Source organism: Paraburkholderia mimosarum LMG 23256 = NBRC 106338 (assembly GCF_000739815.1).
GTDB lineage: Bacteria > Pseudomonadota > Gammaproteobacteria > Burkholderiales > Burkholderiaceae > Paraburkholderia > Paraburkholderia mimosarum.
In genome coordinates, this window is record NZ_BBJJ01000030.1 from 1 (window position 1) to 22,972 (window position 22,972).

The window sequence follows — 22,972 nt, forward strand, 5'->3', positions numbered from 1 at the left end:
ACCGACGCGAAAACAAGCAAGGCCCAAAGGCCAAAACGGCAACGGACCAAAACACTCAGGAAACCCGAAAACCCGTGACCATCATTTAGCCCGCGCAGCAACATCATCGAGCACGCGCTCGACCGCATCGACATACCGCTGCCTGCCAAAGCGCTCACGTGCAACCGCGAGCCCTCTCACAGCGAGCCCTTCCCGCAACGCCACATCGTCGTGCAGCTTCGCGATCGCCACAGCCAGCTCCCCGGCGTCGCCCGGCGCGCAGAGCCACCCGCTCTCACCATGCGCGACGATCTCCGTCACCCCACCATCGCGCGAGGCGACGACCGGCCGCTGAGCCAGCATGCCTTCCACCACCACTCGCCCAAACGGCTCGGGCGTAATCGACGTATGCGCGACGACATCCACGGCACGCATGCACGCCGCGATGTCATGGCGAAAGCCAAGAAAATGCACCCGCTCCTGCAACCCGTTCGCTTCGACGAACGCACGCAACTCGGCGGCATAAGCGTCCTCACCGAACAGCGGCGCACCAACGAACACCGCATGCGCACGCGGCTCCTCGAGCAGCGCTTCGAGCAGCACATGCTGGCCCTTCCAGCGCGCGAGACGGCTGAACGCGCCAACGAGGAACGCGTCCTCCGGCAGCCCGATCTGCGCGCGCAATTGCACCTGAGGCACACGCGCGAGCGCGCGGAACGGCGAATCGTCCACACCGTTATGCACGACGTCGATGCGCTTCGCGTCAAAGCGCGTGAGCTGCGAAAACACCTTCGCCGAAGCGTGCGAGTTCGCAATCACGTGCGCGAGCCCAAGCTTCGCACATACCTTGATGACGGCGCGTTGCACGCGCCCGAAATGCTCTGCGCTCACGATATCGCGCAGATGCCAGACCACCGGCTTGCGCGCGAGCTTGCCCGCGAGCACGCCGATCACCATCGCGCGCTGCGTGTTGGCGTAGAGCACGTCGGCTTTGCGCGCGCGGCGGCGCGTCTCGCGCACCAGTGCGGCAATGCCCGCAAGCACGCCCAGGCGCGGCGCGGCGCCGCCGTCGCGGCGCACATTGCTCAACGCGCCTGAATCGAGCACTTCCACGCGCGCGCCAGCCTCGTCGAGCGCCTCCCTGAAGGGGCCGTCGTTGAAGAGCAGCACGTCGATGCGCGAACGCAATCCCTTCACCACCTCCAGCAGCGAAAGCTCCGCGCCGCCCAGCACGCCGCTCTGGTCGATCGCAAGCACGCGCGGCGCGTCCGTCGTTTCATCATCGAACTCGAACGGCGGCGCACCGCGCGCGGAACCCGACTGCGAGATCGCGGGAACCGCCCGCGCCACGCGCGCAAAGAACTGCTCGCGAAAATGCGCCGACGAAAAGCGCTCCGCGTTCGCACGGCAATCCTCGGCGCGAAACCGGCCTGGATCGCTTTCAAACGAATCGACGGCCGCGATGATCGCGTCCGCCGTTTGCTCCTCGAAGAAGAGACCCGTGGGGTTCGTGTCCGTGTCGCGCACCGTTTCGAGCGCGCCGCCCTTGCCGAACGCGATCACAGGCGTGCCGCATGCCTGCGCCTCGACCACGGAAATGCCGAAGTCTTCCTCGGCCGCGAACACAAATGCTTTCGCGCGCCGCATACGGTCATGCAGGACTGCGAACGGCTGATAGCCCAGCACTTCCACGTTCGGTGTCGCCTTCGCGCGCACCTTGTGCATGTCGGGCCCGTCGCCGATCACCACGAGCCGGCGCTGCGGCATGCGCGCGAACGCCTCGACGATCAGGTCGATCTTCTTGTACGGCACGAGCCGCGAGGCGGTCATGTAGAAGTCTTCCTTCTGCGCTTCCAGCTCGAATGCGTCGATATCCACGGGCGGATAGACCACTTCGGCCTGGCGCTGATACACCTTCTGAATACGCCGCGCGATGAACTCCGAGTTCGCCACGAACTGGTCCACCGAATTCGCCGTGCGGACGTCCCAGTTGCGGATGTAGTGCAGGATGAGGCGCGCGAGCATCGACTTCGGCCCGCGCGTGAGGCTCGACTCCTGCAAATACTGATGCTGAAGATCCCACGCATAGCGGATCGGCGAATGCACGTAGCTGATATGGAACTGGTCCGGCCCGGTCAGGACGCCCTTGGCCACCGCGTGGCTGCTCGATATCACCACGTCGTAGCCCGATACGTCGAGCTGCTCGATGGCGAGCGGCATGAACGGCAAATAGGCGCGATAGCGCTTGCGCGCGCCGGGCAGCTTCTGGATGAACGACGTCGTGGCCCGCTTGCCGCGCAGGAACGCGCGGTCTTTGGAATCGACGAAGTCGACGACCGAAAACAGGTCCGCCTCCGGAAAGCAGGCAAGGATCTGCTCGAGCACGCGCTCGGCGCCGGCATAGGTGACGAGCCAGTCGTGCACGACGGCCACGCGCGGCGCGCGGCCTGCCGCGAGCGCCGGGCACAGGGGCATGACGGCGCCCGTTTCGGAGCGTCGCGGTTTCGTGGCGTCGCGCCGTTGAATGGGCGCGGCGGCGCTTTCGGGCGGCGCCGCTTCGTCGATCAGTTCGTGACTCATGCGCTTTTCCGTGAATTCAGTCGAAAGAGAAGGGAACGGGCGTAGCCGCGCAGCATGGGCGTGGTCGCAACGGACCACACCGCGTTGGCGAGCGCGAGCACGACACCGGCGCCGATGGCGTACAGCGCGTCGGGCAGCCACCACGCAATCGCCAGCGCGGCAGCGAGAAAACTCAGGTGTGCGAACATGTCGACGATGATCGTGCGGCTGTGAATACGCGAGAGCCACAACAGCACGACGTAATCGAACAGTGCGCGAAGCAGCACGGCGGCAGCCGCGCCCGGCAAGCCGAAACGCGCAATGCCGAGCCACAGGATCCCCGCGAAGAGCGGCAGCTCCACGAGCCCCACGCGCGCAGCGGCGGCAGGGTTGTTCTGCGACTGGATGAGAATGCGCGTCACGCTCGCCTGCCCGACGAGCCAGACGGCGATGATCAACACACGCCCGACCGGCGCGCCATGCTCCGCAATCACGGGCCCCACCCACATCTGCAGGAAAGGCTGAAGCACGACGATCGCGCCGATGCCGATGGGCGTGAAAACGGCATTGAGAAATTGCAGCGACTGTGCGGCGATTTCATCGGCATGCTCGCGACCCAGCGCCGAAAGGCGCGGAAACAACGTGCGCACGAGTGCGTTGGGCACCATGTTCAAACGCGTGACGAGGTTCTGCGGCACCGTGTAGTAGGTCACGAAGCGCGCGCCGAGGCCCGCGCCCAGCATCATCCGGTCGAGCGAATCGGCGATCATCGTGGTGATGCTCGCAATGAGCATCCACCCGCCAAAATTGAATAGTGCCTTCGAGGTATCGAGGCGCGGCCCGCGCATCTTCCGGATGCCCAGCACGCGCAACGCCGAGCGGCCGAGCAGCACGGCCGCCGCAAAACGCGCGAACACGGCGGCGGCCAGCACGGTTTGCAGATTCGGTGCAAACGCCCAGGCGGCGCCGAGCGGCAGCAGCTGGAACAGGAACGTGCCGATCGTCTGATTCGTGTTGTAAATCCCGAAGCGCTCCGCGCCGTTGATCGCGCCCGCGAACACCCACGAGACATTCGCGAGCGGAATCGCGACGGCGAGCCAGGGCAGCGCGAGATAGACCTCGTGGCGCAATTCGGGCGTGATGTGCGTGAAATACGCGGTATAGAGCGCGCCGCCCGAATAGATGAGCAGGCCGCCAATCGCGCCGGTCGTGAAGTTGAGCCAGAAGGCGCTCCAGAACACACGCTCGCAGGCGTCGGCGTCGTTCGACGCATACGCTTTCGAGATCTGGTTCTGCGCGGCCATGCTCATGCCGAGATCGAGCACGCTGAAGTAGCCGATCAGGGTCCACACGAGTGCGATCACGCCATAGCGCTCGACGCCGAGGAGGCGGATATACGAAGGCACCGTGACGAGCGACACGAAGGTCGGCATCACGAGACCGAACAGATTGATGGCGACGTTACGCAGTATTCCTTTGTCCATTGGCTATCCAGTTGCGTGGCCCGGGAGGGGTCAGGCCGGTTTCCAGCGGTACATGAGCACCTTGCCGCGCGCGTCTTCCTCGACGAACACCAGGTATTCGCCGTTGGGCTCGCGATGCGCGGTGATGCCGAACGGCACGTCGACCCAGCCCGAGGCGCGTCCTACCTCCGGCCCTGGGCCGAAGCTGCCGATTTCCTTCGCGCTGTCCTTGTCGTACACGTGCACGTTGCCCGCCGGCTCGACGACGAATACGTACTGGCCTTCCACGGTGAGTCCCGCGGGCGTGACTGGCGGCTTCGCTTTGGGATCCCACGGCAGGCGCAGCAGGTAGCGCTGCTCGGGATGCCCGCTCGACCACTTGTCGTAGCGCACCAGCACGCGGCCCGCTTCTTTCCAGAACCCGGGTTCGTGCGGCGAATCGGCGGTGTAGCCGGTGACGTAGAGCGTGTCGGTCTGCGGCTCGTAGATCGCGCGATGCACCTCGGTGAACGGCGCGGGTATCGCGTACTTGTCGAGCGTGTCGTACGAGTAGATCGGGTTGCCCTTCGCGTCGAGGCCGCCGAAGCGGAAGCGCCAGATACCCTTGTCGTCGCGCGCGCGCCAGATGTCGCCGCGCGTGTCGATCCACCAGCCCCAGCCGCCCGCGAGATGGTCGCGGCCCGGGTTGCGCGTGAACTCGTCCGGGTCGAGCGCACCGTTGCCGTTCGCATCGCGCCAGATCCAGTCGCCGCCGGCTGGCGCGTTCGGCACGTTCTGCACCCCGCGGCCGCGGCCCGCTATCAAACCCGATGGAATCGCCGTCTCGCCGTCATGCTGCGCGTCGAAGCGATAGATCTTCAGGTGATCGGCGTACATGTCCGTGAGGAACAGGAACGTGCGGCCACCCAGCGCGCGCGCGGTGGGTAGCCCCGGCCACTGGTCCGTGTGAAAAACCGGGTCGTCCGGATAACGAAACCGGTTAGACAGGAATCCGACATATTTCCAGTCCTGCCCCGCGGGCTTCGATAAATCGAGTTCGAAACGCTTGTTGCCGGTATAGACGCTGTTGGGGCGCTGGGGGTCCACCCACGCGCCGTCGACAAAGAGCAGACCCTCCAGATTCCAGAGGCGCTTGCCCGCCGGCGTCCAGGCTTCCAGCGTCGCGCCCAGACCGGCGCCGATGCTGTCGTCATGTTGCGGCCCGACACCGTTAGTCGAGACGTAGATGTTGCCGCGCGCGTCGGTGGCGACGCCCGTGAGGCCGTTGAAACGACCCGGCCCAGGCCGCCCTGCGACGCCCGAGAAGATCCCTCCGCGTTCGCCGAGCGAGGCGCTCTGCGTCCACGTCTTGCCTTGGCGCGTGTAAATGAGGATCTGCTGGCGGGGCCCGTTGTCGGCGATCAGCAAACGTTGCTGCGGGTCGAACGCGAGGTCCACCGCTACCGAATCGTCGGGCAGCGTGAGCGTTTCGTCGAAACGCCTGCCTTGCGCCGAATAGTGCTCGACGCGCGGCGCGTGTCCGCCGCCGCTCAGCACCCACACCGACCCATCGGCCGCGAGCGCGATGCGGCCCGGCGCCTGCACGTCCCATTGCGTCTTGCGCTGCATCGAGTTCGCGTCATACACCTCGATGCGGTTCATCGGCGTGTTGCTCACGTACAGCGTCGAATCCGTCGCGGCGAGTCCGCCAATGTCGGCATGCGTGCCCGCGGGCACCTCGTTGATCTTCAGGAACGCCCCGGCAAGCTGCGCATGCGGATTGAGTGCGTCGGGCGAGGCCTGAAACGCGGCGGCGCGCCTCGGCTCGTCGAGCGGCCGGCGCGTAATGCCGAACCACTGGCTGCCTTTCTCCGGCCAGATGCCGTTGCCGACCAGGTGCCCCTTCTCGTTGCCCACGCCAACGGCCGCAAACAGATAGCGATGATTCACGGCCACGGCGTTGCCGCCCGCGCCGCCCCAGCCATGCGTGCCCCCGGCGAAGCCGAGCGGCTTGCCGTCCTGGTACGCGCTGATCTCGGCGCCGCTCTCGTCCCACGGTGCGTTGGTGAACACCTTGCCTTCAGGCGTCACTGCAATCGCGGTGACGTTGATCTGCATCCACGTGCCCTGGCCGTTGCCAAAGGTATTGCCGATCCACGAGGTCGTCACATTGAGTTGTGGGGCGGCGATGGTCTGAACCGAAGACGTGCAGATGAACGCGCACATCGCGGCCAGCGCCTGCGTCCTGCGCAAGCGACGATCGGGATTGGAAAACGGCAAGGCACTCTCCGGTCTCGTTACGGAAGACTGCCTGGATCATGCCGTACAAATCGCGCTAAAAATCACCACAAAAAAATGGAAAATAATTCAAAACAATTCAATACTTGTGATTTATTTGCGCGCAAAAAGAAAATGATTCAGCGAACCCCAGACGCCCTGCCATAACTCCATGCCCAGCGATGTCCGATTGAGACCTGCTCACCAAGATGCGAATTTCATATCACGCAGATCAAGACAATTAATCCATAAAAATATCACCGATATATTTCGCGTTTTTTGAACAATTTAATTATTTCTAGAATGAAACGCCCCCCCCACTGCGCATGAACGAATCCACAGGAGAACCGATGACCGTTAGCCGCCTGGTCAATCAACAAGGAATCGCCGACCATTCCCACCGCATCGTCCAGCTGGACGGCCTGCGCGCCATCGCCGTGCTTGCCGTGTTCGCGCAGCACGCGTTGCACGCGCCGCTGTGGATGGGTGTCGACCTGTTCTTCGTGCTGAGCGGCTTTCTCATCACCGGCATCCTGCTCGAACGCAAAGCGCGCGGGCAATCGTATTTCAGCTACTTCTATGCGCGCCGGGTGCGCCGCATCCTGCCGCCTTATGTACTGCTGCTCGTGGTGTCGTCGCTGCTGTTCGGCTTCGGCTGGGCGCATTACTGGCCGTGGTATGCGTTCTTCGCCACCAATATCGGCGACGCGCTGGGCCAGAACGGCCACGACAGCCTCAATATCCTCTGGTCGCTCGCCGTGGAAGAGCAGTTCTACATCGTGTGGCCCTTCGTCGTGCTGCTCCTGCCGCAGCGGCTCATGGCGATGGCGGCCGCCGCGCTCATCCTGCTCGTGCCTGTGCTGCGCGCCGTCGCGACGCCCTGGTTCGCCAGCTACTGGCCGATCTACTACCTCACGCCGTTCCGCATGGATCTGCTCGCCTCGGGCGCGCTGCTCGCGGTGCTGGTGCGCCACGACCGCAACGCGCTCGAACCCTTCAAGTGGCCCGCGACCGTATTTTTTTTCGCGGCGCTTGGCGCGCTGGCGTGGCTGCACCTGCACTACCCGCGCTTTCGCGCCATGAACACGCCGCTATCCAACGCGACGCTCTATAGCATTTCACTCGTGCTCTGCACTTCCATCGTCGTACTCGCACTCCAGTCCAAAGGGATCCTGCGCCGCCTGCTCTCCAATCCCGTGCTCGTATATATCGGCACCATCAGCTACACGATCTACCTCATTCACCTCACGATTCTCTATGCGGTATGGCCGCTTCACTACGGCCGCATCGCGAGCGCCGCGATCGCGCTCGTCCTCACGCTCGCTTATGCAAGCGCGAGCTGGTTCTTCTTCGAGCGTCGCCTCACGCGCGGGCCGGTGCGCCGTTCTTTCGCCGAGCCGGTGCATCTCTCCGCCCGCATGAGGCAGTCGAGCCCGCAATCGTAACCCTTGAATCCCGTTCGATACTTCAAAGGCACATCACATGAACGAACGTCGCAATGCGATCATCACCGGTGTTTCCGGCCAGGACGGCGCCTACCTCACGCGCTTTCTGCTCGACAAGGGCTACACGGTCACCGGCACCTATCGCCGCACCAGTTCCGTCAACTTCTGGCGCATGAACGAGCTGGGGATACTCGATCATCCCTCGCTCGAACTCGTCGAGCACGACCTCACCGATGCGGGCTCGACCCTGCGCCTCGTCGAACGCGCTCAGGCCAGCGAGGTCTACAATCTCGCCGCCCAGAGCTTCGTGGGCGTCTCGTTCGACCAACCCGTCACGACGGCCGAAGTCACCGGAATCGGCGTGCTGAACCTGCTCGAAGCGATTCGCGTAGTGAACCCGAAAACGCGCTTCTATCAAGCTTCGACTTCCGAAATGTTCGGCAAGGTCCAGGCGATCCCGCAATGCGAGGCCACGCCGTTCTATCCGCGCAGCCCCTATGGCGTTGCCAAGCTGTTCGCGCACTGGTCCACCGTCAACTATCGCGAGTCCTACGACATCTTCGCGACAAGCGGCATTCTCTTCAACCACGAGTCGCCGTTGCGCGGCCGCGAGTTCGTCACCCGCAAGATCACGGACAGCGTTGCCAAGATCAAGCTCGGCAAGCTGAACATGCTCGAACTCGGCAACCTCGACGCAAAGCGCGACTGGGGCTATGCCTCCGAATATGTAGAAGGCATGTGGCGCATGCTGCAGGCCGACGAGCCCGACACTTACGTGCTCGCGACGGGCCGTACCGAAACCGTGCGCGACTTCGTGAAGATGGCCTTTACAGCGGCCGGCTTCCAGCTCGAATGGTCGGGCAAGGGCGACCGCGAGACCGGCATCTGCGTCGCCACGGGCCGCACGCTCGTGCGCGTGAGCCCCCGCTACTACCGCCCCGCCGAAGTCGATCTCCTCATTGGCGACGCGACCAGGGCACAGGAAAAGCTCGGCTGGCAACCGCAGACTTCGCTCGAGCAGCTCTGCCAGATGATGGTCACGGCCGACCTCGCACGCAACGAACGCCATGACACATTCTGATGCCGCAGCGCGGCCGCGCGCGCTCATCACCGGCGTTGGCGGCTTCACGGGGCGCTATATGGCCGCCCGCCTCGCGGCGGACGGCTACCGCGTGTGGGGCACCGTGCGGGACGGCGAGTCGCTGGGCGACGAAGCCTTCCCCTTCGGTGTCACCGCGATCGAAGCGGACCTGCTCGACCGCGCCGCCATCGCGCGTGCTGTCGAGTCGGTGCAGCCCGACGTCGTTGTCCATCTCGCCGCGGTGGCCCATGTGGCCGATAGCGACGTGGCGCGCACTTACGTCGTCAACGTGGTTGGCGCGCGCAATCTGCTCGAAGCGCTCGCGCATCAGAAGCACGTGCCACGCGCCGTGCTGCTCGCGAGCAGCGCAAACGTCTACGGCAACGCCACGAATGGCGTGATCGACGAGAAGGTCGCGCCGCAGCCCGCCAACGACTATGCCGTGAGCAAGCTCGCGATGGAATACGTCGCAAAGCGCTGGGAAGCACAATTGCCGGTCATCATCGCGCGCCCGTTCAACTACACGGGTGTGGGCCAGTCGCTGGACTTCCTGATCCCGAAGATCGTCGATCACTATGCACGCGGCGAGAAAACCATCTCGCTCGGCAACCTCCACGTAGCCCGCGACTTCTCCGATGTGCGCGATGTCGTGCATGCCTATGCACAGCTCATCGCAGCCGCGCCGCGCGGCGCTACCGTCAACGTCTGCTCGGGCAGCGGCCAGACGCTCGGTGCGCTGCTCGGCATGCTTGCACGCATTGCCGGCTACGAGATCGAGGTGCATGTCGATCCGCGATTCGTCCGTGCCAACGAGGTGCGTCAGCTCATCGGCTCGAACGCAAAGCTGCGCGCGATCGTCGGCGACAGCCCGCGCAAGCGCCTAGAAGACACGTTGCGCTGGATGTACGAAGAAGCTCGGGAACGCGTGCTCGAAACGCAGTGAGCCAACCCGTTCTTTCTCTTTCCTGGGACAGTGAAAGAACCGCCGCTTGCCAAAGCGGCGGTTTTCCGTGCGACCTCCGCTACTTCAGTGAGCGGCGATCGCTTCCGCGTAGACACCGGCCACGCGCTTCGCGATCACGGCGTTATCAAAATGCTCCCGCGCATAGGCTTTACAGGCTTCTTCATCGGGCAATCTGATGCGGCCGGAAAGCGCACCGTCGATGCCATCGGCAATCGCGTTCGCCCCCGTTGACGGCAGCACGAGACCCTGCGACAGCCCCGCCACCGCTTCTGGCAGACCGCCAACCGGCGTCACGAGAACCGGTGTGCCAGCCGAAAGCGACTCCACCGTGATCAGCCCGAAGCCCTCCAGCGCGACGGTCGGCACCACGCTCAGCGTCGCCGCACGATAGAGCGAAGGCAAATGCGCGTCGGGCACGAAGCCGAGCAGCTTCACGTTGTCGACGAGTCCCGCTTCGTCGATGCGCTGCTGAAGTTCGGACTCCAGACGGCCTCGTCCTGCGATCAGAAGGAGCACGTCCGGATGGCGTTGCTTCACCAACTTGATTGCATCGATGAGATCTTCAAGACCCATGCGCCGAACCAGGCGACGCACGGCCAGGATGATCGGACGACCTTGCGGCAACTGAAGCCTCAGGCGCGCTTCCGCGGCCGTGCAGGCCGGGTCGAAATGCGCAGTGTCCACGCAGCCGGGCACGATGCGCACGCGCTCGGGCGAAATACCGTAGCGGCGCGTGAGGATGTCGCCAAAGGCCTTGGAAAGCACGATGAGCCGCGACGAGCGCTCATAGACCGACTGCTCCAGCGAATGCTTGATACGCTGACTCAGCGTGGCCGCGCCCTCCACGAAGCTCTCGTCGGCCCACGGTCCCTGGAAGTGCGAAACCTGCGGAATGCCGCGTGTGACGTCGAGTCCAGGGAAGGTATAGAGCGCGAAGTGCGACGAGATCACATCGGGCCGGTGCCGGCGAATCTCGCGGCGCAGCGCACGGCGCGCGTCCATCAGGCGCAACGGCAGCGAGCGCGAAGCGGACCCGAAGCCGTGGATCGCACCGCCGCTGTCTTCGGCCACCCTGGGGGAGCCGGCCACGACGCCGCGCACGCGCACGCCCGCACCGGGCAGCGCACCAACCAGTGAGTAATACATGCGATCGAGCCCGCCGGCGCGCTCGGGAAACCAGTGCATGCCGATCTGTAGCGATTGAATGGATTGTGTGGTCATCGCGTATCCTTGTTCTGCACGTATGCGGTTATCAGGGGGGTTTCTGCGCGCTGGAGCGTCTGTGCGCCCGGAAGCGTCGCCGCGGCGAACGCGGGCTCCTCGTGCCGCACGGCCTGGTTTGCGTCACCTGCCAGTTCGCGATAGAGCGCGATGTACTGCGCCGCCATGCGTGCCCAGCCAAACTGCGCGGCAAGCTCTGCCGCGGCCTCGCCCATCGCGAGGCGGCGCGGCGTATCGGCGGCGAGCGTCTTGACGGCGTTGGCGAGCGCCGGCACGTCGTCGGGATCTTCGAGCACGATGCCGCACCCGGGCGTGATAATCTCGGCGCCCCCCGCCGTGCGCGCGGTCACGACGGGCAGGCCCGCCGCCATCGCTTCGAGCAGCGAAAGGCTCATCGCTTCGTAGCGCGAAGGAAAGACATAGGTGTCGACCGAGCGCATCAGCGTGGGCATTTCGCGCACGAGGCCGAGAAAATGCACACGCGACTCGACGCCCAGTTCGCGCGCGAGATCGGGATACGGGCTGCCCGGCAAGTAGCCGGCCACGGCAAGATGCACGTTCTCCGGCATCTTCTTGAGCGCGTGCAGCACGGTGCCGAGGTTCTTGCGCGGCGTGCGCAGATCACCGACGAAAAGCAGCAGGAACGCGTCAGCGGGCAGCGAGAATTTCGCGCGATCGGCGCTTGCCGCCGAGAAGCCGCGCGTGTCCACGCCGTTGTAGATCACGTCGAGGCGCTCCACGGGGTGGCCGCCACAAGCGCGGATTTCGTCGGCGACCTTGCGCGAGACCGCTGCGATCACACGCGAACGCCGGTAGGCCCATCGCTCCAGCACGGCATTCGCGCGCGTGTAGACGAACTGATAGGCCGACCATACCCCGCGCGTGAGACCGAACGGGTAGTACTTGCTGCGCGCCCAGCCGCCGTGCACGAAATGGGCGGTGTTCACGTCGGCGTCCGCCCAGGTGATGAAGCCGTTCACATGGAGCACATCGTATTCTTGCCGGTGGCGGCGCAGCCACAGCGCGCTCTTCATGGCGAACACCTGCTGGCGCAGCAGGTTGGTGGGCCATGCGCGCGAAGGTTGCACGCTCACCCATTTCACCTTGGGGTGTGCAAGCAGCTCGGGCGCCACATGCGAGGCGACCAGCGTCACCTCGAACCCTTCATCGAGCGCGGCGCGCGCGATTTCATGGTTGACGCGGCCCTGGCCGTCGTTGTGGCGCACGACATGCGTGACGATTGCGACTCTCAATCGGAGACCTCCGTGGTAAGGGCACGACGCTGCAACTTCGTCCAATGCCCCGCGCTGAGAATGGAAAACACGCTCGAAAAGAGCAGCAGGCCGCCGGTGCCCACGAGCGAGTTGGTGAACACGAGCATGGCGAAAATCGACACCGCGAGACTCAGGCACGCGCAAACGTAGCGATCCTCGGGCATGCGCAGCGACACACGCACCGCGCGCAGGAGCAGCCACAGCACGCCCGACATGTAGAGCAGCGTACCCGGCCAGCCCAGCACGAACGGAATGTTCATCACGCCGCTGTCGAAGCTGCCGTATTGGCCGAGCTGGCCGTTATTGCTCGAAAGCTTCGTCGATGCGCCGGTGGCGCCGAGGCCCTCGCCCGTCACGTCGGTGAAGGCTTTCTTCGCGAAATCCGCGTAAAACTGGTTGCGCGCTTCGTAGCTCTGGTCGTCCTTCAGGTTCACGAGCGTATTCAGGCGCTGCTGCATGCGGTCCGCCACCGGGCCGAACGTGAGCAGCGGCACGCACACACCCGCGAGCACGACCGCGCTGATGACGATGCGGATGCGCACCTTGTTGCTCGACTTCATCAACTGGATCAGCATGGCGATCGCCCAGCCGCCCCACGTGGAGCGCACGAGCGATAGCGCGAACGAAAAGAAGCCGAATGCCGCCGCGATCCAGCGCACACGATGCTGCGCGGCCATGACGAACACCATCGCGCCCATCATCGCGAACGCGAACGGGCCCGACGAATTCATCGTGCTGAACACGCGCACGCCGAGCGGCACGGGGTCGCCCTGGGAGTTCATGTCAGAGCCGATCATCCACATTGCATCCCACGGCGGCATGATGAAGAACTGCACGAGGCCGTACGCGCCCATCACCAGCATGCCGTAGATGAAGGTGTTGACGATGGTCTTGCTGCACTCGGGATACTGGCGCGTGAGCACCATGATGTGAAAGCCGATCAGGAACGGATAGATCCAGTTCGCGAGGTCGTACACGGCGGCAGCCGGACCGCTTCCCACCACGCCCACCACGAACCCATAACCGATGCCGAGCAGCGCGAGCAGCAGCGGCAGGCCGCGCCGCTGGCCGAGGACCGGGTAGTAGCGCAGCAGCGAAATGCCGCTGATCATCGTGACGGCGAGCGGCGCGACCTGAATGAGGCTCGTGGGCGTGAAGCCGCCCTTGCCGTAGTCGGCGAGGCGGCGCACTTCGGGGCTCAGGAACCACAGCCACCACATGAAGCCGATATAGCGCACGGGGTTCACGAAGTACAGCCACAGGCCCACCGCGATCGAGAGCACGGGAAACGCGAGCGTGAGCACGGTGCCCTGATGCGCGCCGATCAGGAGCGCCGTGAAGAGCCACAAGGCGAGCGGCGGCAGCGTATCGCGATCGAACAGGCCGCGCAGCCCGCCGCGGCGGCGGCCTCGCGGGCGCGCGGGCGCAGGGATAGCGGTCGTCACGTCCACGATCACATCCCGCGCGCGGCCACGCTCTGGCCGCGCCGTTCGCTCGCGATCGACTCGCCGTTGCGAGCGTCGCGCTCGCGCAGCATCTCGCGCGTGAGCTGCGCATGCTGGCGTGCGAATTGCTGCGTGGTCAGGTCGCGTGTGCGCAGCTGCTCGCAAGCCTCGCGCGCCTGTTCGAGCGCACGTGCCGGGTCGGCCACGAGCGCATTCGCGGCGTCGCGCAACTGCTGTGCGTCGAATGGCTCGACATAAGAGGCGGCCTTATCGTCGAAATAGTCTTCGAGCGCCCCCACCCTCGTCGCGATCATGGGCTTGCCGAGCGCGGCGGCTTCCAGCATCACCGTGATGCCCGAAGCGTGCGTGTTGGGACGCAGCGGTACCACGATCAGGTCGGCCCAGTCATAGAGCGCGTGCTGTTGCTGGATGCCCGAAACACGCACGATTTCGACGTTCTCCGCGCGCAGCGAAGCGGGCATGCGCCGCCGCGTGGCAATGCGCACCTGGTAGTGTGGATCATTGCCGAGCGCACTCACGAGCGTGGTCCAGTCGCGGTCGCGGTCGTTGCCGATGGCGGCCACGCGTACCGGCGTATGCGGTTTCCACTGCGTGGGCGTTGTCGGCGGGAAGTCGTTCGTGTTCAGGCCGTACAGCACGTGACGCGCTTCGCGCCCGAAGTACTCGCCGCACAGCGCGGCGTTCTCGCTGGCGAGCGTGGTGAGCAGATCGGCGCGCCTGAGCAGGCGCTTGTAGATCGCGCGGCGCAGCGCGCCATAGCCCGGCCAGCGGTCGAGCAGCCACACGCTCTGAGCGAGCAGCAGCGGGCGCGCACCGCCCTTCTTCGCGTTCATGAGCAGCACCAGCGCCACGGCCAGGTGCTCCTGCTCGGTGTGCGTCCAGATCACATCGGACTGCAGAATGGCGCGGCGATTGCGCCATGCATGAATGAAGTCGAAGCCGAGCGCCGCCTTCAGCCCGCGGCGGACGAAGCGAATGGGCGCGCTTTCGCTCGCATCGCGCGCGTAATCGAGGACGAATTCCGCGGACTCCGCGTGATGGTAGCCATACAGGCTGCCGATGTTCTCGCCTTTGCGATAGCGGCGCGGATCGGCGCCATGGAAAAGGTGGACGTGGACTTGCGTACCGCTCATTCAGGGTCCTCCGTGTAGTCGTTGGCCGTTGCGCTCAAACGAGCGCGCGGCGCGCCTCTCGCGCGCCACCCCGCACCGCGCGCCAGCGTGCGAACGCCGCGCCGGCGGAGCCGCGCATGGCGCTCAGGGCCGTCTGCGCGAGGCCCGGATACACGCGCGTACCGACGAGCGCGTACCACCACCACGCAGTTTCGCGGTGCAGCGGAGTGAGATGGCCGAGCAGGATCAAATGCAGGTTGTAGGCCGCATTGCGGATCGAAGCGAGGGTCTGCGCGTTGCGCGGGTCTTCGCCCGGGCGCGGCGCGGGGTAGTGGTCGACCGCCACGAGCGGGTCGTACACGAGCTTCCAGCCCGCGCGCTTCACGCTCATGCTGAACGCCATGTCGTTGTGCGTTTGCGCGCCGGTGCCGCGCAGGCGCCGGTCGAAACGCAGATCGCCGATCGCCGCGCGGCGATAACTCATGTTTGCGCCCTTGAGCAGATCGACCTCGCGCGCACCGCCCGCCCCCAGATGATGGTTGCCGATGATGCGGCCCGAGCGCTGCAGCTTGCCGACGAGCGTGCGCTCGCCGTCGATCGTTCGGCCGCCCTCGTGCACCCAGTCGCGGCCGCCCAGCGCGCCGAGCTTCGGGTCGGCCTCGAAGGCCGCGGCGATACGCGCCAGCCAGTCGGCGCGCGGCGCGGCGTCGTCGTCGGTGATGGCGATCACGTCGCCCGTCGCGGCCTCGATGCCGCGATTGAGCGCCGCGACCTGCCCCGGTTCCTCGACGATGGCGACCGCCACGTTGAGCACCTTGGGCGTCACGTGATCGGCGAGGCACGCGTGCGTCGCCTCGTCGTCGGCGCGCGCCACCACCACGATCTCATCAGGCGCGCGCTGCTGTCGCAGAAGCGCCGAAAGGCAGCGCGACAAATCGTCAGGACGCCGATACGTCGGCACGAGCACGGTCACTTTCATCGCGTGTTCTCCTTTTCTGTGCTTGATGAGTGCGTAAGCGTCATGCGCTCAGGTACTCGCGCACGTTCGCATAGCCATAGCCGTAGTTGCCGCGCGTGCGCGCCGGCACGCCGTTGAAGATGCCGCCCTGCACACGCACGCCGGCGTTGCGCAGACGCTTGAGCGCGTCGGCGATCTCGCCTTCGGTGTGAAGACCGGAGCGCAGCACGAGGAAGGTCGAGCCCGCATGGCCGCCAATGATCGCCGCATCGGTCACGGCGAGCACGGGCGGCGTGTCGATGATCAGCACGTCATAACGGTTCGACAGGCCTTCGAGGTACTGGCCGAGGCGCGGCGACATCAGCAGTTCGGAAGGATTGGGGGGTCGACGGCCGCACGAGATGAAGTGCAGGTTGTCCACTTCCGTCGCGCGAATCGCCTCGTCCAGCGCGATCTGCCCGGAAAGCAGTTCAGAGAAGCCGTTTTCCTGCGGACCGCCCAGATAGCGTTCGAGCGCGCCGCGCCGCATGTCGCCGTCGATCATCAGCACGCGCTTGCCCGAATGCGCGAGCAGCACGGCGAGGTTCGCGGTGAGGAAACTCTTGCCGACGCCCGGCACCGAACCCGTCAGTACGACTACGCGATTGCGCGCGTCCATCACGCTGAACTGCAGCGAAGTACGCAGACTACGCAGGCTTTCGACCGTCAGGTCTTTGGGTCGCACATTCGCGAGCACTTCGCGCAGGCGCGTGCCGCCGCGCACCGGGCCGCGCTTTTCGAGCGCCGCCTGCTCCGGCGAAAGCGGCACGAGACCATACACGGGCAGCTGGAACGAACGCTCGATCTGGTCCGGATCGACGATGCCCTTGAACAGGTTCCGCCGCATGAGCACGAAGCCGGTGCCGAGAATGATGCCGAGCAGCGAGGCCGCGGAGATGATCAGCAGCTTCTTTGGCTTCGACGGGTTGCCGGGCCGCAAGGCCGGATCGACGATGCGCACGTTGCCGCCCGTGCCCACGCGCTGCACCGATAGCTCCTGAATGCGGTTCAGCAGCAGCACGTAGATGTCCTCGGCCACCTTGGCGTCGCGCTGAAGCTGCACGGCCTTCACTTCGGTGGCCGGCAGGTCGCGGAACTTCGTGTCGTACTTCGCGCGCTCCGCCTGCAGTTGGGCGAGCTGCTGGCGCGCCGCGATCAGGACCGGGTGCTGGTCGCCAAAGCGCTGTTGCAGCGAGGCGATCTGCAGTTGCAGCGCCGAAATCTGCTGCTCGTACTGCACGCTGCCGTCGAGATAGATCTTCGCTTCGTCGCTCGCGTTGATCGAACCCGACTTGCTCTGGTACGCCGTGAGCGCCGCTTCGGCGTTCTCGAGGTCGGCCTTCAGGCGCGGCTGCTCGCTGCGCAGAAAGTCGAGCATCTTGTTCGCGTCGGCCTGCTTGGTCGCCACGTGTTCGCGCAGATACGACTGCGCCACCGCGTTCGCGATCGCGGCCGCGTGCGCGGCGTCGTTGTCTTCGAGCGAGATGTCGATCACGCCCGTCTGCTTGCCCTGCTCCTGCACCTGGATCGCGTTCTGGAACCCGCTGATCGCATCGAGATCGTTCAGGCGCACGACCTTGAAGCGAGTGCCCGGACGCGCGGTGAGCTTGTTCACGAGCAGCTTCACGCCGCCGCCCTGCTCGACCTGGCCCACTGCGCCTTCGAGCAGGCGCGCGCCGTCCGGCGTCGAGATCACGTAGCGGTCGTTGTCAAGCGCGGTGAGCGTGAGCTTCTTGCTTTCGAGCTCGGGCGTGACCTCGATCGAGTCGATGTCGATGACTTCGCCGCCCCACGCATAGTTGCCGAGCCAGTTGCTGAGCCCGAACCACGGGCGCGAGGGCGTACCCGGCGTCGCAAGACGCGCCGAAAGGCTGCCGATCAAAGGCAGCATGACCGGCGTGACGGTGGTGTTCAGCTTGAACTGCTTCACCACCGGCTCGACCACGCTGCGGCTCTTGATCATCTGGATCTCGGCGTCGGTGGGCAGGCTGCCCGACGACGAGCCGCTGCTGATGTTCGCGCCCGTCTGCGTTTGCGTGAGGGCCTGCGACGTGTAGTCGGAAGGCTCCACGCGAACCTGGGTGTCGGCCGTGTAGACCGGCTTGGCGACGAAGCAGTAGAACACGGCCATGGCGATGACCGCCGCCGCGATCGCGATGAGCCAACCGATGTCGTCGATGATGACGCGCAGCAACTGGCCGAGAACGACGTCCTCTTCCTCGGTGCGGGCCACCGGGGCCGCCTGGCTATGGGCTTGTATGGTCACGATTCGATCCCGTTGTCTAGGTGTTGCTCCACTGTCTATTCCTGTATGTGCCGGACGCGCGCTTACTTCGCGATCTGCTTCAGGAAGAAGACGGTCTGGATGGTCGGCAGCACCTGCTGCAACACGCGGTTGAAGGTCGTCGAAGCGGCCGTGCCCACGTACACCACATCGAGCGGCTTCAACTGGAATTGCGACGAAAGCATGATTGCGTCGGGCTGGGTCATATCGAGGCGGTAGATCTCGGGTTGGGTCGGGTTGTCCTTCATGCCGCGCATGACGAAGATCTGGCGCGGGTTCGCGTCGGTATCGAGAATGCCGCCCGCCTGGGTGAGCGCGTCGGCGATCGTGAGGTTGCCGCGAATGAGGCTCGTCTGCGTCGGCGTCTTCACCTCGCCCATCACGAATATTCTGCTATCCAAACGATCCGGAATATTGATGATGTCGCCGTCCTGCAGCATCACGTTCTGGCTCGCATCGCCGCCGTCGAGCATGCGGTTCGCGTCGAGGACGTAAAGCTTGCCGCCGCGCGTGAGGCGCACGCGGTTGATGTCGGCGCCGTCGGTCGTGCCGCCCGAGCGCGTGATCGCGTCGACGAGCGTGAGCGGCACGTCGCTCACGGAGAGCGGTCCCGGCGTCTTCACGTCGCCCGTGATCTGCACTTTCTGGCTGCGATACGCGAGCACGCGCACATCCACCTGCGGGTTCTTCACGTAGGGCACGAGGCCGGCCGCGAGTTGGCTGCGGATCTGGTCGGGCGTTTTCCCGGCTGCCATGATGCGGCCCACGAACGGGAAAAAGATCGTGCCGTCCTTGGCCACGGTCTGCCCGTACGGGTCGGCCTGACCGGGCAGCGCGTTCGTGTACGGCTGCGTGAGCGCCTGGCCCACCGTTTGCGTGGTGTTGCCGCCCGTCGAGAACGTCGAGCCTTGCGGCGTCGAAAGCTCCGGGTGGTCGAACACGGTCACGCCGAGAATGTCCTGCGGCGCGATGTGATAGACGTAGTCGGCTGCGCTCGCGAACTTCGAGGGGGGCAGAGCCGCCTTCGGCGCTGCCGCGGCCGCTTGTGCCTGCTGCAACACGACTTGCTGGGTGATGAGTTGCACGTTGAATTGCTGCTGCGGCTGGTTGTTCGGCGCTTCCTTCAGGCTCGACGTGTCGAGATAGTTGCCAGGCGCCGTTGCGCAAGCGGAAACGAAGACGCTCAACGCGACCACCGCAGTCAGTTTCAGTTTTGTCATTGGCATATTCGGCTCAACCATCCCTTTACCATACGGTCCATCAATTCAAGACTCTGGCGATACGCGGACTCGTGGAGCCCATGCGGATCGCTGACATCGGAGTTTTCCCAGTTGCCGAGCGCGTACACCTTGCCGCGTGCGGTGGGTTCGATGCGCTCGACGGCGGCAACCTGCCGGCGCTCGGTCACGAGCACGAGGTCGGCCGACCTCACGAGGCGGCTGGTGAGGCGGCGCGACTGGTGCTTGCCCACCTCCACGCCACGCTCGGCAAGCAGCCACTGCATCACGGGGTCCATCTCGTCGCCGTCGCGCGCACGCAGGCCAGCCGACTGAAACGCGCCTGCCTTCGCGCCTTTCTGTTCGCGCAGGCGCGCGCGAAAGAGCTGTTCCGCCGCAGGGGAGCGGCAGACGTTTGCGTGGCAGACGATGAGCACGTCCTTGATCATGGTCGCGCGACTCCCTTCCTCGACATGAGGCTATGCACGAAGCCCGGCAACGCTCAGGCCAGCGCCTCGCGTCGCCACGGTTTCGGCGCGCACACGGCTCACCTGCGTCGCGCTCGCGCGGCCCACGGCGTGGTATTCGATGCCCAGCTCCTGAAGCGCGGACGGATCGTAGAGGTTGCGGCCATCGAACACGATCGGCATCTTCAGCTGCGCCTTGAGCGTTTCGAAATCGGGTGCCTTGAACACTTTCCATTCGGTTGCGACCACAACGGCATCGGCGTCGCTCGCCGCTTCCATCGCATCGTTCACGAACGACAGGCGCGCCTGCTGTTGCGGCGCGTGCGCGAGGTCGAGCGCGAAAACACGCCGCGCCTCACCGGTCGCAACCGGGTCGTAGGCCTTGACCGTGGCGCCGCGCGTGAGCAGTTCGGCAATGAGCGTGCGGCTCGGCGCCTCGCGCATGTCGTCTGTATTGGGCTTGAATGCGAGACCCCAGACGCCGAACGTCCGGCCCGCGAGGTCGGAACCGAAGCGCGCGACGATCTTCTGCGCGAGCACCTGCTTCTGCGCTTCATTGACGGACTCCACGGCGCGCAGGATTTGCAGCGGCTCTCCGAAGTCCTCTGCGGTCCGCATCAACGCCTTCACATCTTTCGGGAAGCACGAGCCGCCGTAGCCGCAGCCCGCATAAAGAAAGTCATAGCCGATTCGCGGGTCCGAGCCCACGCCGCGGCGCACTGCCTCGATGTCGGCACCCACGCGGTCGGCCAGGTTCGCGAGCTCGTTCATGAACGAAATGCGCGTGGCGAGCATGGCGTTGGCCGCGTATTTGGTGAATTCCGCCGAATGCACGTCCATGTAAAGCGTGCGCTCGTGGTTGCGGTTGAACGGCGCGTAAAGCCGCTTCATCACTTCGCGGGCGCGTTCGCCGGGCACGTCGTCGTTGCAGCCGAGCACGATACGGTCGGGCCGCGCGAAGTCCTCCACGGCCGCGCCCTCTTTCAGGAACTCGGGGTTCGAGACCACCGAGAACATGTGGCTCTCCCCGCGCTTGCGCAGCTCGGAGTCGATCGCCTCGTGAACGAGCGCGGCCGTTCCCACGGGTACCGTTGACTTGTCCACCACGACCTTGAAGCCGGTCATGTGGCGGCCGATGTTGCGCGCGGCCGCCAGCACGTATTGCAGGTCTGCGGAGCCGTCCTCGTCGGGCGGCGTGCCCACGGCGATGAACTGGACATCGCCGTGCGCGACTGCCGCTTGCACGTCGGTCGAGAACTTGAGCCGGCGCGCGCGCACGTTGCGCTCGATGATTTCCTGCAGGCCCGGCTCGTGAATCGGCACGACGCCCTGATTGAGCAGGTCGATCTTGCGTTCGTCGACGTCGAGGCAAAACACGTCGTTGCCGATGTCGGCGAGACAAGCGCCCGTCACGAGGCCCACATAACCGCTGCCAATGATCGTCAGATTCATGCCCACCTCAAAAGTGAATTACCTGTCCATGTCCCAGGTGAAGCGCGGTGCCCACGTGCACGGGCACATTGCGCCTCGCCTCAATATGCGTTCTGCCCTGCGAAGCCCTTCCACATGGTCATCGCCACGATGCGCAGGTCGAGCGCGAAGCTCCAGTGCTGCATGTAGTGCAGATCGAAGCGCACGCGGTCGCGCATCTTCTCCACGCGATCGGTCTCGCCGCGAAAGCCGTTGACCTGCGCCCAGCCCGTGATGCCGGGCTTGATGCGATAGCGCGCCATGTAGCCGCGCACGAGATCCTTGTAGATGTCGTCGTGCGCGAGCGCGTGCGGGCGCGGTCCCACCACCGACATCTCTCCCTTGAGCACGTTGATGAATTGCGGCAGTTCGTCGAGGCTCGTGCGGCGCAGGAACGCGCCCACGCGCGTGACGCGCGGATCGTTGCGGCGCGCCTGCGTGACCTGGCCCGCGACTTCCGCGTGCACCTTCATCGAGCGGAACTTGTAGATTTCGAATTCGTTGCCGTCCAGACCCTTGCGGCGCTGCCTGAAAAACACGGGGCCCTTCGACGAGAGCTTCACGGCGAGCGCGATCAACGCGAGCAGCGGCGCGAGCGCGAGGAGCACGCCGCCCGCGAACACGATGTCGAACACGCGCTTGGGCAGCACATGCAGATCCGTGACCGGCGAAGCCGCGAGATTGATGGCCGGCACGCCGAGCAGATCGACCACGGGCTGGCTGAAGAACGAAAGGCTGCGCACGTCCGGGATGAAGCGGATGTTCACGAAGTCGTTACGCAGGGCCATGACGATGCGGTGAATCGTGCGCTCCTTGGTGATCGGCAAGGCGAGCCACAGCTCGCGCACGTCGTTCTTGCGCACGAACCCGAGCATGGCCTCCAGGTTGCGCTCCACCGGCACGCCTTCGAGCGCCGCGGTGCCGTCCGCGTCGCTGTCCTCGTCGAACACGAGCGCCGGACGAAAGCCCGCCTCGGGGTGCACGCGCATCTGTTCGATCAGGAAGCGCCCATAGCGCGGACCGCCGACCACGGCCACGGCCTTCTGGTTGTAGCCCTCGCGGCGAATGCCACGCAGCACCATATGCACGAGCGCCTTGGAGACGATCAGGAACGCGACCGAAGCGACCACCCACCAGGCGAGCCACAGGCGCGAGAGCGAATCGGCACGGTGCACGCTGAAGCTCAGCAGGATGCCCGTGCCCTCCACCGCGAGCCACGCCGCGCACACGCGGGCGAAGAGGCCGTACAGCGACTTGCCGCGCCACGACTTGTAGATGCCGAATGCGGGGAACATCCAGATCGCGAGCACGCAGTTGAACGCGAGCGCCACGCTCTGCACATCGGTGAGCGGCGAGAGCTGGCCACGCTGCAAGGCGGCCGCGAGCAGCGCTCCGGCGGCGATGGCGGCAACGTCGAAGATTCTGGCTAGAACGCTCAGCATGTCCGGCACCTCGGGTTAAAGGAATGAATCGTGGCCATGCGCTGCAAGCCATGGCCGGTCTTTTCGGAAATATCTGGAATAGCGTCGCCGCGAAAACGTATGGCCGAGATAATTCTGATCCGAATAAACCCTAATAAGGCGCGATAAAAATTCAGGCCGCAAGGCTCAAAAGTATCTCCAAATGTATCGGCCCTTTTGAGACAATTTTTTCCCGTTTTTTTCGGCAAATATTGCCGGAATTGGCTCCCGCATTGGCTCACTGGACGGCGGATCCC

At 65.1% G+C, this 22,972-nt stretch carries 17 protein-coding genes; 4 read left to right on the plus strand and 13 right to left on the minus strand.

The annotated features are described in order from the left end of the window. Positions 1-81 precede the first annotated feature (81 nt). The 3 genes from BMI01S_RS21510 to BMI01S_RS21520 are packed head-to-tail and all read right to left on the minus strand — an operon-like array spanning position 82 to position 6,206. A complete protein-coding gene (locus tag BMI01S_RS21510; RefSeq protein ID WP_028230348.1) occupies positions 82-2,559 on the minus strand; it encodes a glycosyltransferase family 4 protein in 2,478 nt (825 codons plus the stop codon). Beyond that, the gene (locus BMI01S_RS21515) at positions 2,556-4,022 is read right to left on the minus strand and encodes an oligosaccharide flippase family protein (RefSeq protein WP_028230347.1); all 1,467 of its coding nucleotides are present in this window, start codon (positions 4,020-4,022) and stop codon (positions 2,556-2,558) included. The genes BMI01S_RS21510 and BMI01S_RS21515 overlap by 4 nt, the downstream gene beginning before the upstream one ends. A 30-nt stretch (positions 4,023-4,052) precedes the next feature. Continuing rightward, complete coding sequence (locus tag BMI01S_RS21520) at positions 4,053-6,206, minus strand: NHL repeat-containing protein (protein ID WP_042290528.1); 2,154 nt, start codon at positions 6,204-6,206, stop codon at positions 4,053-4,055. Between BMI01S_RS21520 and BMI01S_RS40960 the strand changes: the two genes are divergently transcribed. The 4 genes from BMI01S_RS40960 (at position 6,193) to BMI01S_RS21535 (ending at position 9,726) form a co-directional block, all read left to right on the plus strand. Further along, positions 6,193-6,396: a hypothetical protein gene (locus BMI01S_RS40960; protein WP_154671160.1), complete on the plus strand. Its 204-nt coding sequence runs from the start codon at positions 6,193-6,195 to the stop codon at positions 6,394-6,396. The genes BMI01S_RS21520 and BMI01S_RS40960 overlap by 14 nt on opposite strands. 211 nt (positions 6,397-6,607) lie before the next feature. Further along, positions 6,608-7,702 carry an acyltransferase family protein gene (locus BMI01S_RS21525; protein WP_028230345.1) on the plus strand — a complete coding sequence of 365 codons (1,095 nt, stop codon included), beginning with the start codon at positions 6,608-6,610 and terminating at the stop codon, positions 7,700-7,702. A 37-nt stretch (positions 7,703-7,739) separates the two neighbouring features. Then, positions 7,740-8,783, plus strand: coding sequence for a GDP-mannose 4,6-dehydratase (gene gmd / locus BMI01S_RS21530; protein WP_028230344.1), 1,044 nt, complete (start codon positions 7,740-7,742; stop codon positions 8,781-8,783). After that, on the plus strand, positions 8,770-9,726 hold the full coding sequence (locus tag BMI01S_RS21535; RefSeq protein ID WP_028230343.1) for a GDP-mannose 4,6-dehydratase: 957 nt from the start codon (positions 8,770-8,772) through the stop codon (positions 9,724-9,726). Before gmd ends, BMI01S_RS21535 begins: the two co-directional genes overlap by 14 nt. Before the next feature lie 84 nt (positions 9,727-9,810). Here BMI01S_RS21535 and BMI01S_RS21540 read toward each other — a convergent pair whose 3' ends face one another. From BMI01S_RS21540 to BMI01S_RS21585, 10 genes are all read right to left on the minus strand, one after another. Further along, entirely contained in the window at positions 9,811-10,968 is a 1,158-nt protein-coding gene (locus BMI01S_RS21540) for a glycosyltransferase family 4 protein (RefSeq protein ID WP_028230342.1), read from the minus strand. Then, positions 10,965-12,221, minus strand: a complete 1,257-nt coding sequence (locus BMI01S_RS21545; RefSeq protein WP_081723332.1) for a glycosyltransferase family 4 protein — start codon at positions 12,219-12,221, stop codon at positions 10,965-10,967. Before BMI01S_RS21545 ends, BMI01S_RS21540 begins: the two co-directional genes overlap by 4 nt. Further along, positions 12,218-13,687, minus strand: a complete 1,470-nt coding sequence (locus BMI01S_RS21550) for a glucose-6-phosphate isomerase (RefSeq protein ID WP_154671166.1) — start codon at positions 13,685-13,687, stop codon at positions 12,218-12,220. The genes BMI01S_RS21545 and BMI01S_RS21550 overlap by 4 nt, the downstream gene beginning before the upstream one ends. An 8-nt stretch (positions 13,688-13,695) precedes the next feature. After that, entirely contained in the window at positions 13,696-14,841 is a 1,146-nt protein-coding gene (locus BMI01S_RS21555; protein ID WP_036044436.1) for a glycosyltransferase family 4 protein, read from the minus strand. Positions 14,842-14,875: 34 nt separating this feature from the next. After that, entirely contained in the window at positions 14,876-15,799 is a 924-nt protein-coding gene (locus tag BMI01S_RS21560; protein WP_028213751.1) for a glycosyltransferase family 2 protein, read from the minus strand. A gap of 40 nt (positions 15,800-15,839) precedes the next feature. Continuing rightward, entirely contained in the window at positions 15,840-18,086 is a 2,247-nt protein-coding gene (locus BMI01S_RS21565; protein WP_028213752.1) for a polysaccharide biosynthesis tyrosine autokinase, read from the minus strand. A gap of 59 nt (positions 18,087-18,145) precedes the next feature. Continuing rightward, a complete protein-coding gene (locus BMI01S_RS21570; protein WP_036044434.1) occupies positions 18,146-19,321 on the minus strand; it encodes a polysaccharide biosynthesis/export family protein in 1,176 nt (391 codons plus the stop codon). Next, the gene (locus BMI01S_RS21575) at positions 19,318-19,767 is read right to left on the minus strand and encodes an arsenate reductase/protein-tyrosine-phosphatase family protein (RefSeq protein WP_028213754.1); all 450 of its coding nucleotides are present in this window, start codon (positions 19,765-19,767) and stop codon (positions 19,318-19,320) included. Before BMI01S_RS21575 ends, BMI01S_RS21570 begins: the two co-directional genes overlap by 4 nt. A gap of 30 nt (positions 19,768-19,797) precedes the next feature. Further along, the gene (locus BMI01S_RS21580; protein WP_028230340.1) at positions 19,798-21,237 is read right to left on the minus strand and encodes a UDP-glucose dehydrogenase family protein; all 1,440 of its coding nucleotides are present in this window, start codon (positions 21,235-21,237) and stop codon (positions 19,798-19,800) included. An 80-nt stretch (positions 21,238-21,317) separates the two neighbouring features. Next, positions 21,318-22,697: an undecaprenyl-phosphate glucose phosphotransferase gene (locus tag BMI01S_RS21585; protein WP_028230339.1), complete on the minus strand. Its 1,380-nt coding sequence runs from the start codon at positions 22,695-22,697 to the stop codon at positions 21,318-21,320. Positions 22,698-22,972: the final 275 nt, after the last annotated feature.

Bases quoted from the DNA above. Each gene is read 5' to 3' on its own strand.
- BMI01S_RS40960 (WP_154671160.1), top strand. From the start codon at position 6,193: ATGAACGCGCACATCGCGGCCAGCGCCTGCGTCCTGCGCAAGCGACGA.
- BMI01S_RS21510 (WP_028230348.1), bottom strand. From the start codon at position 2,559: ATGAGTCACGAACTGATCGACGAAGCGGCGCCGCCCGAAAGCGCCGCC.
- BMI01S_RS21515 (WP_028230347.1), bottom strand. From the start codon at position 4,022: ATGGACAAAGGAATACTGCGTAACGTCGCCATCAATCTGTTCGGTCTC.
- BMI01S_RS21585 (WP_028230339.1), bottom strand. From the start codon at position 22,697: ATGCTGAGCGTTCTAGCCAGAATCTTCGACGTTGCCGCCATCGCCGCC.
- BMI01S_RS21580 (WP_028230340.1), bottom strand. From the start codon at position 21,237: ATGAATCTGACGATCATTGGCAGCGGTTATGTGGGCCTCGTGACGGGC.
- BMI01S_RS21525 (WP_028230345.1), top strand. From the start codon at position 6,608: ATGACCGTTAGCCGCCTGGTCAATCAACAAGGAATCGCCGACCATTCC.
- BMI01S_RS21560 (WP_028213751.1), bottom strand. From the start codon at position 15,799: ATGAAAGTGACCGTGCTCGTGCCGACGTATCGGCGTCCTGACGATTTG.
- BMI01S_RS21520 (WP_042290528.1), bottom strand. From the start codon at position 6,206: ATGTGCGCGTTCATCTGCACGTCTTCGGTTCAGACCATCGCCGCCCCA.
- BMI01S_RS21540 (WP_028230342.1), bottom strand. From the start codon at position 10,968: ATGACCACACAATCCATTCAATCGCTACAGATCGGCATGCACTGGTTT.
- BMI01S_RS21575 (WP_028213754.1), bottom strand. From the start codon at position 19,767: ATGATCAAGGACGTGCTCATCGTCTGCCACGCAAACGTCTGCCGCTCC.
- BMI01S_RS21570 (WP_036044434.1), bottom strand. From the start codon at position 19,321: ATGACAAAACTGAAACTGACTGCGGTGGTCGCGTTGAGCGTCTTCGTT.
- gmd (WP_028230344.1), top strand. From the start codon at position 7,740: ATGAACGAACGTCGCAATGCGATCATCACCGGTGTTTCCGGCCAGGAC.
- BMI01S_RS21535 (WP_028230343.1), top strand. From the start codon at position 8,770: ATGACACATTCTGATGCCGCAGCGCGGCCGCGCGCGCTCATCACCGGC.
- BMI01S_RS21555 (WP_036044436.1), bottom strand. From the start codon at position 14,841: ATGAGCGGTACGCAAGTCCACGTCCACCTTTTCCATGGCGCCGATCCG.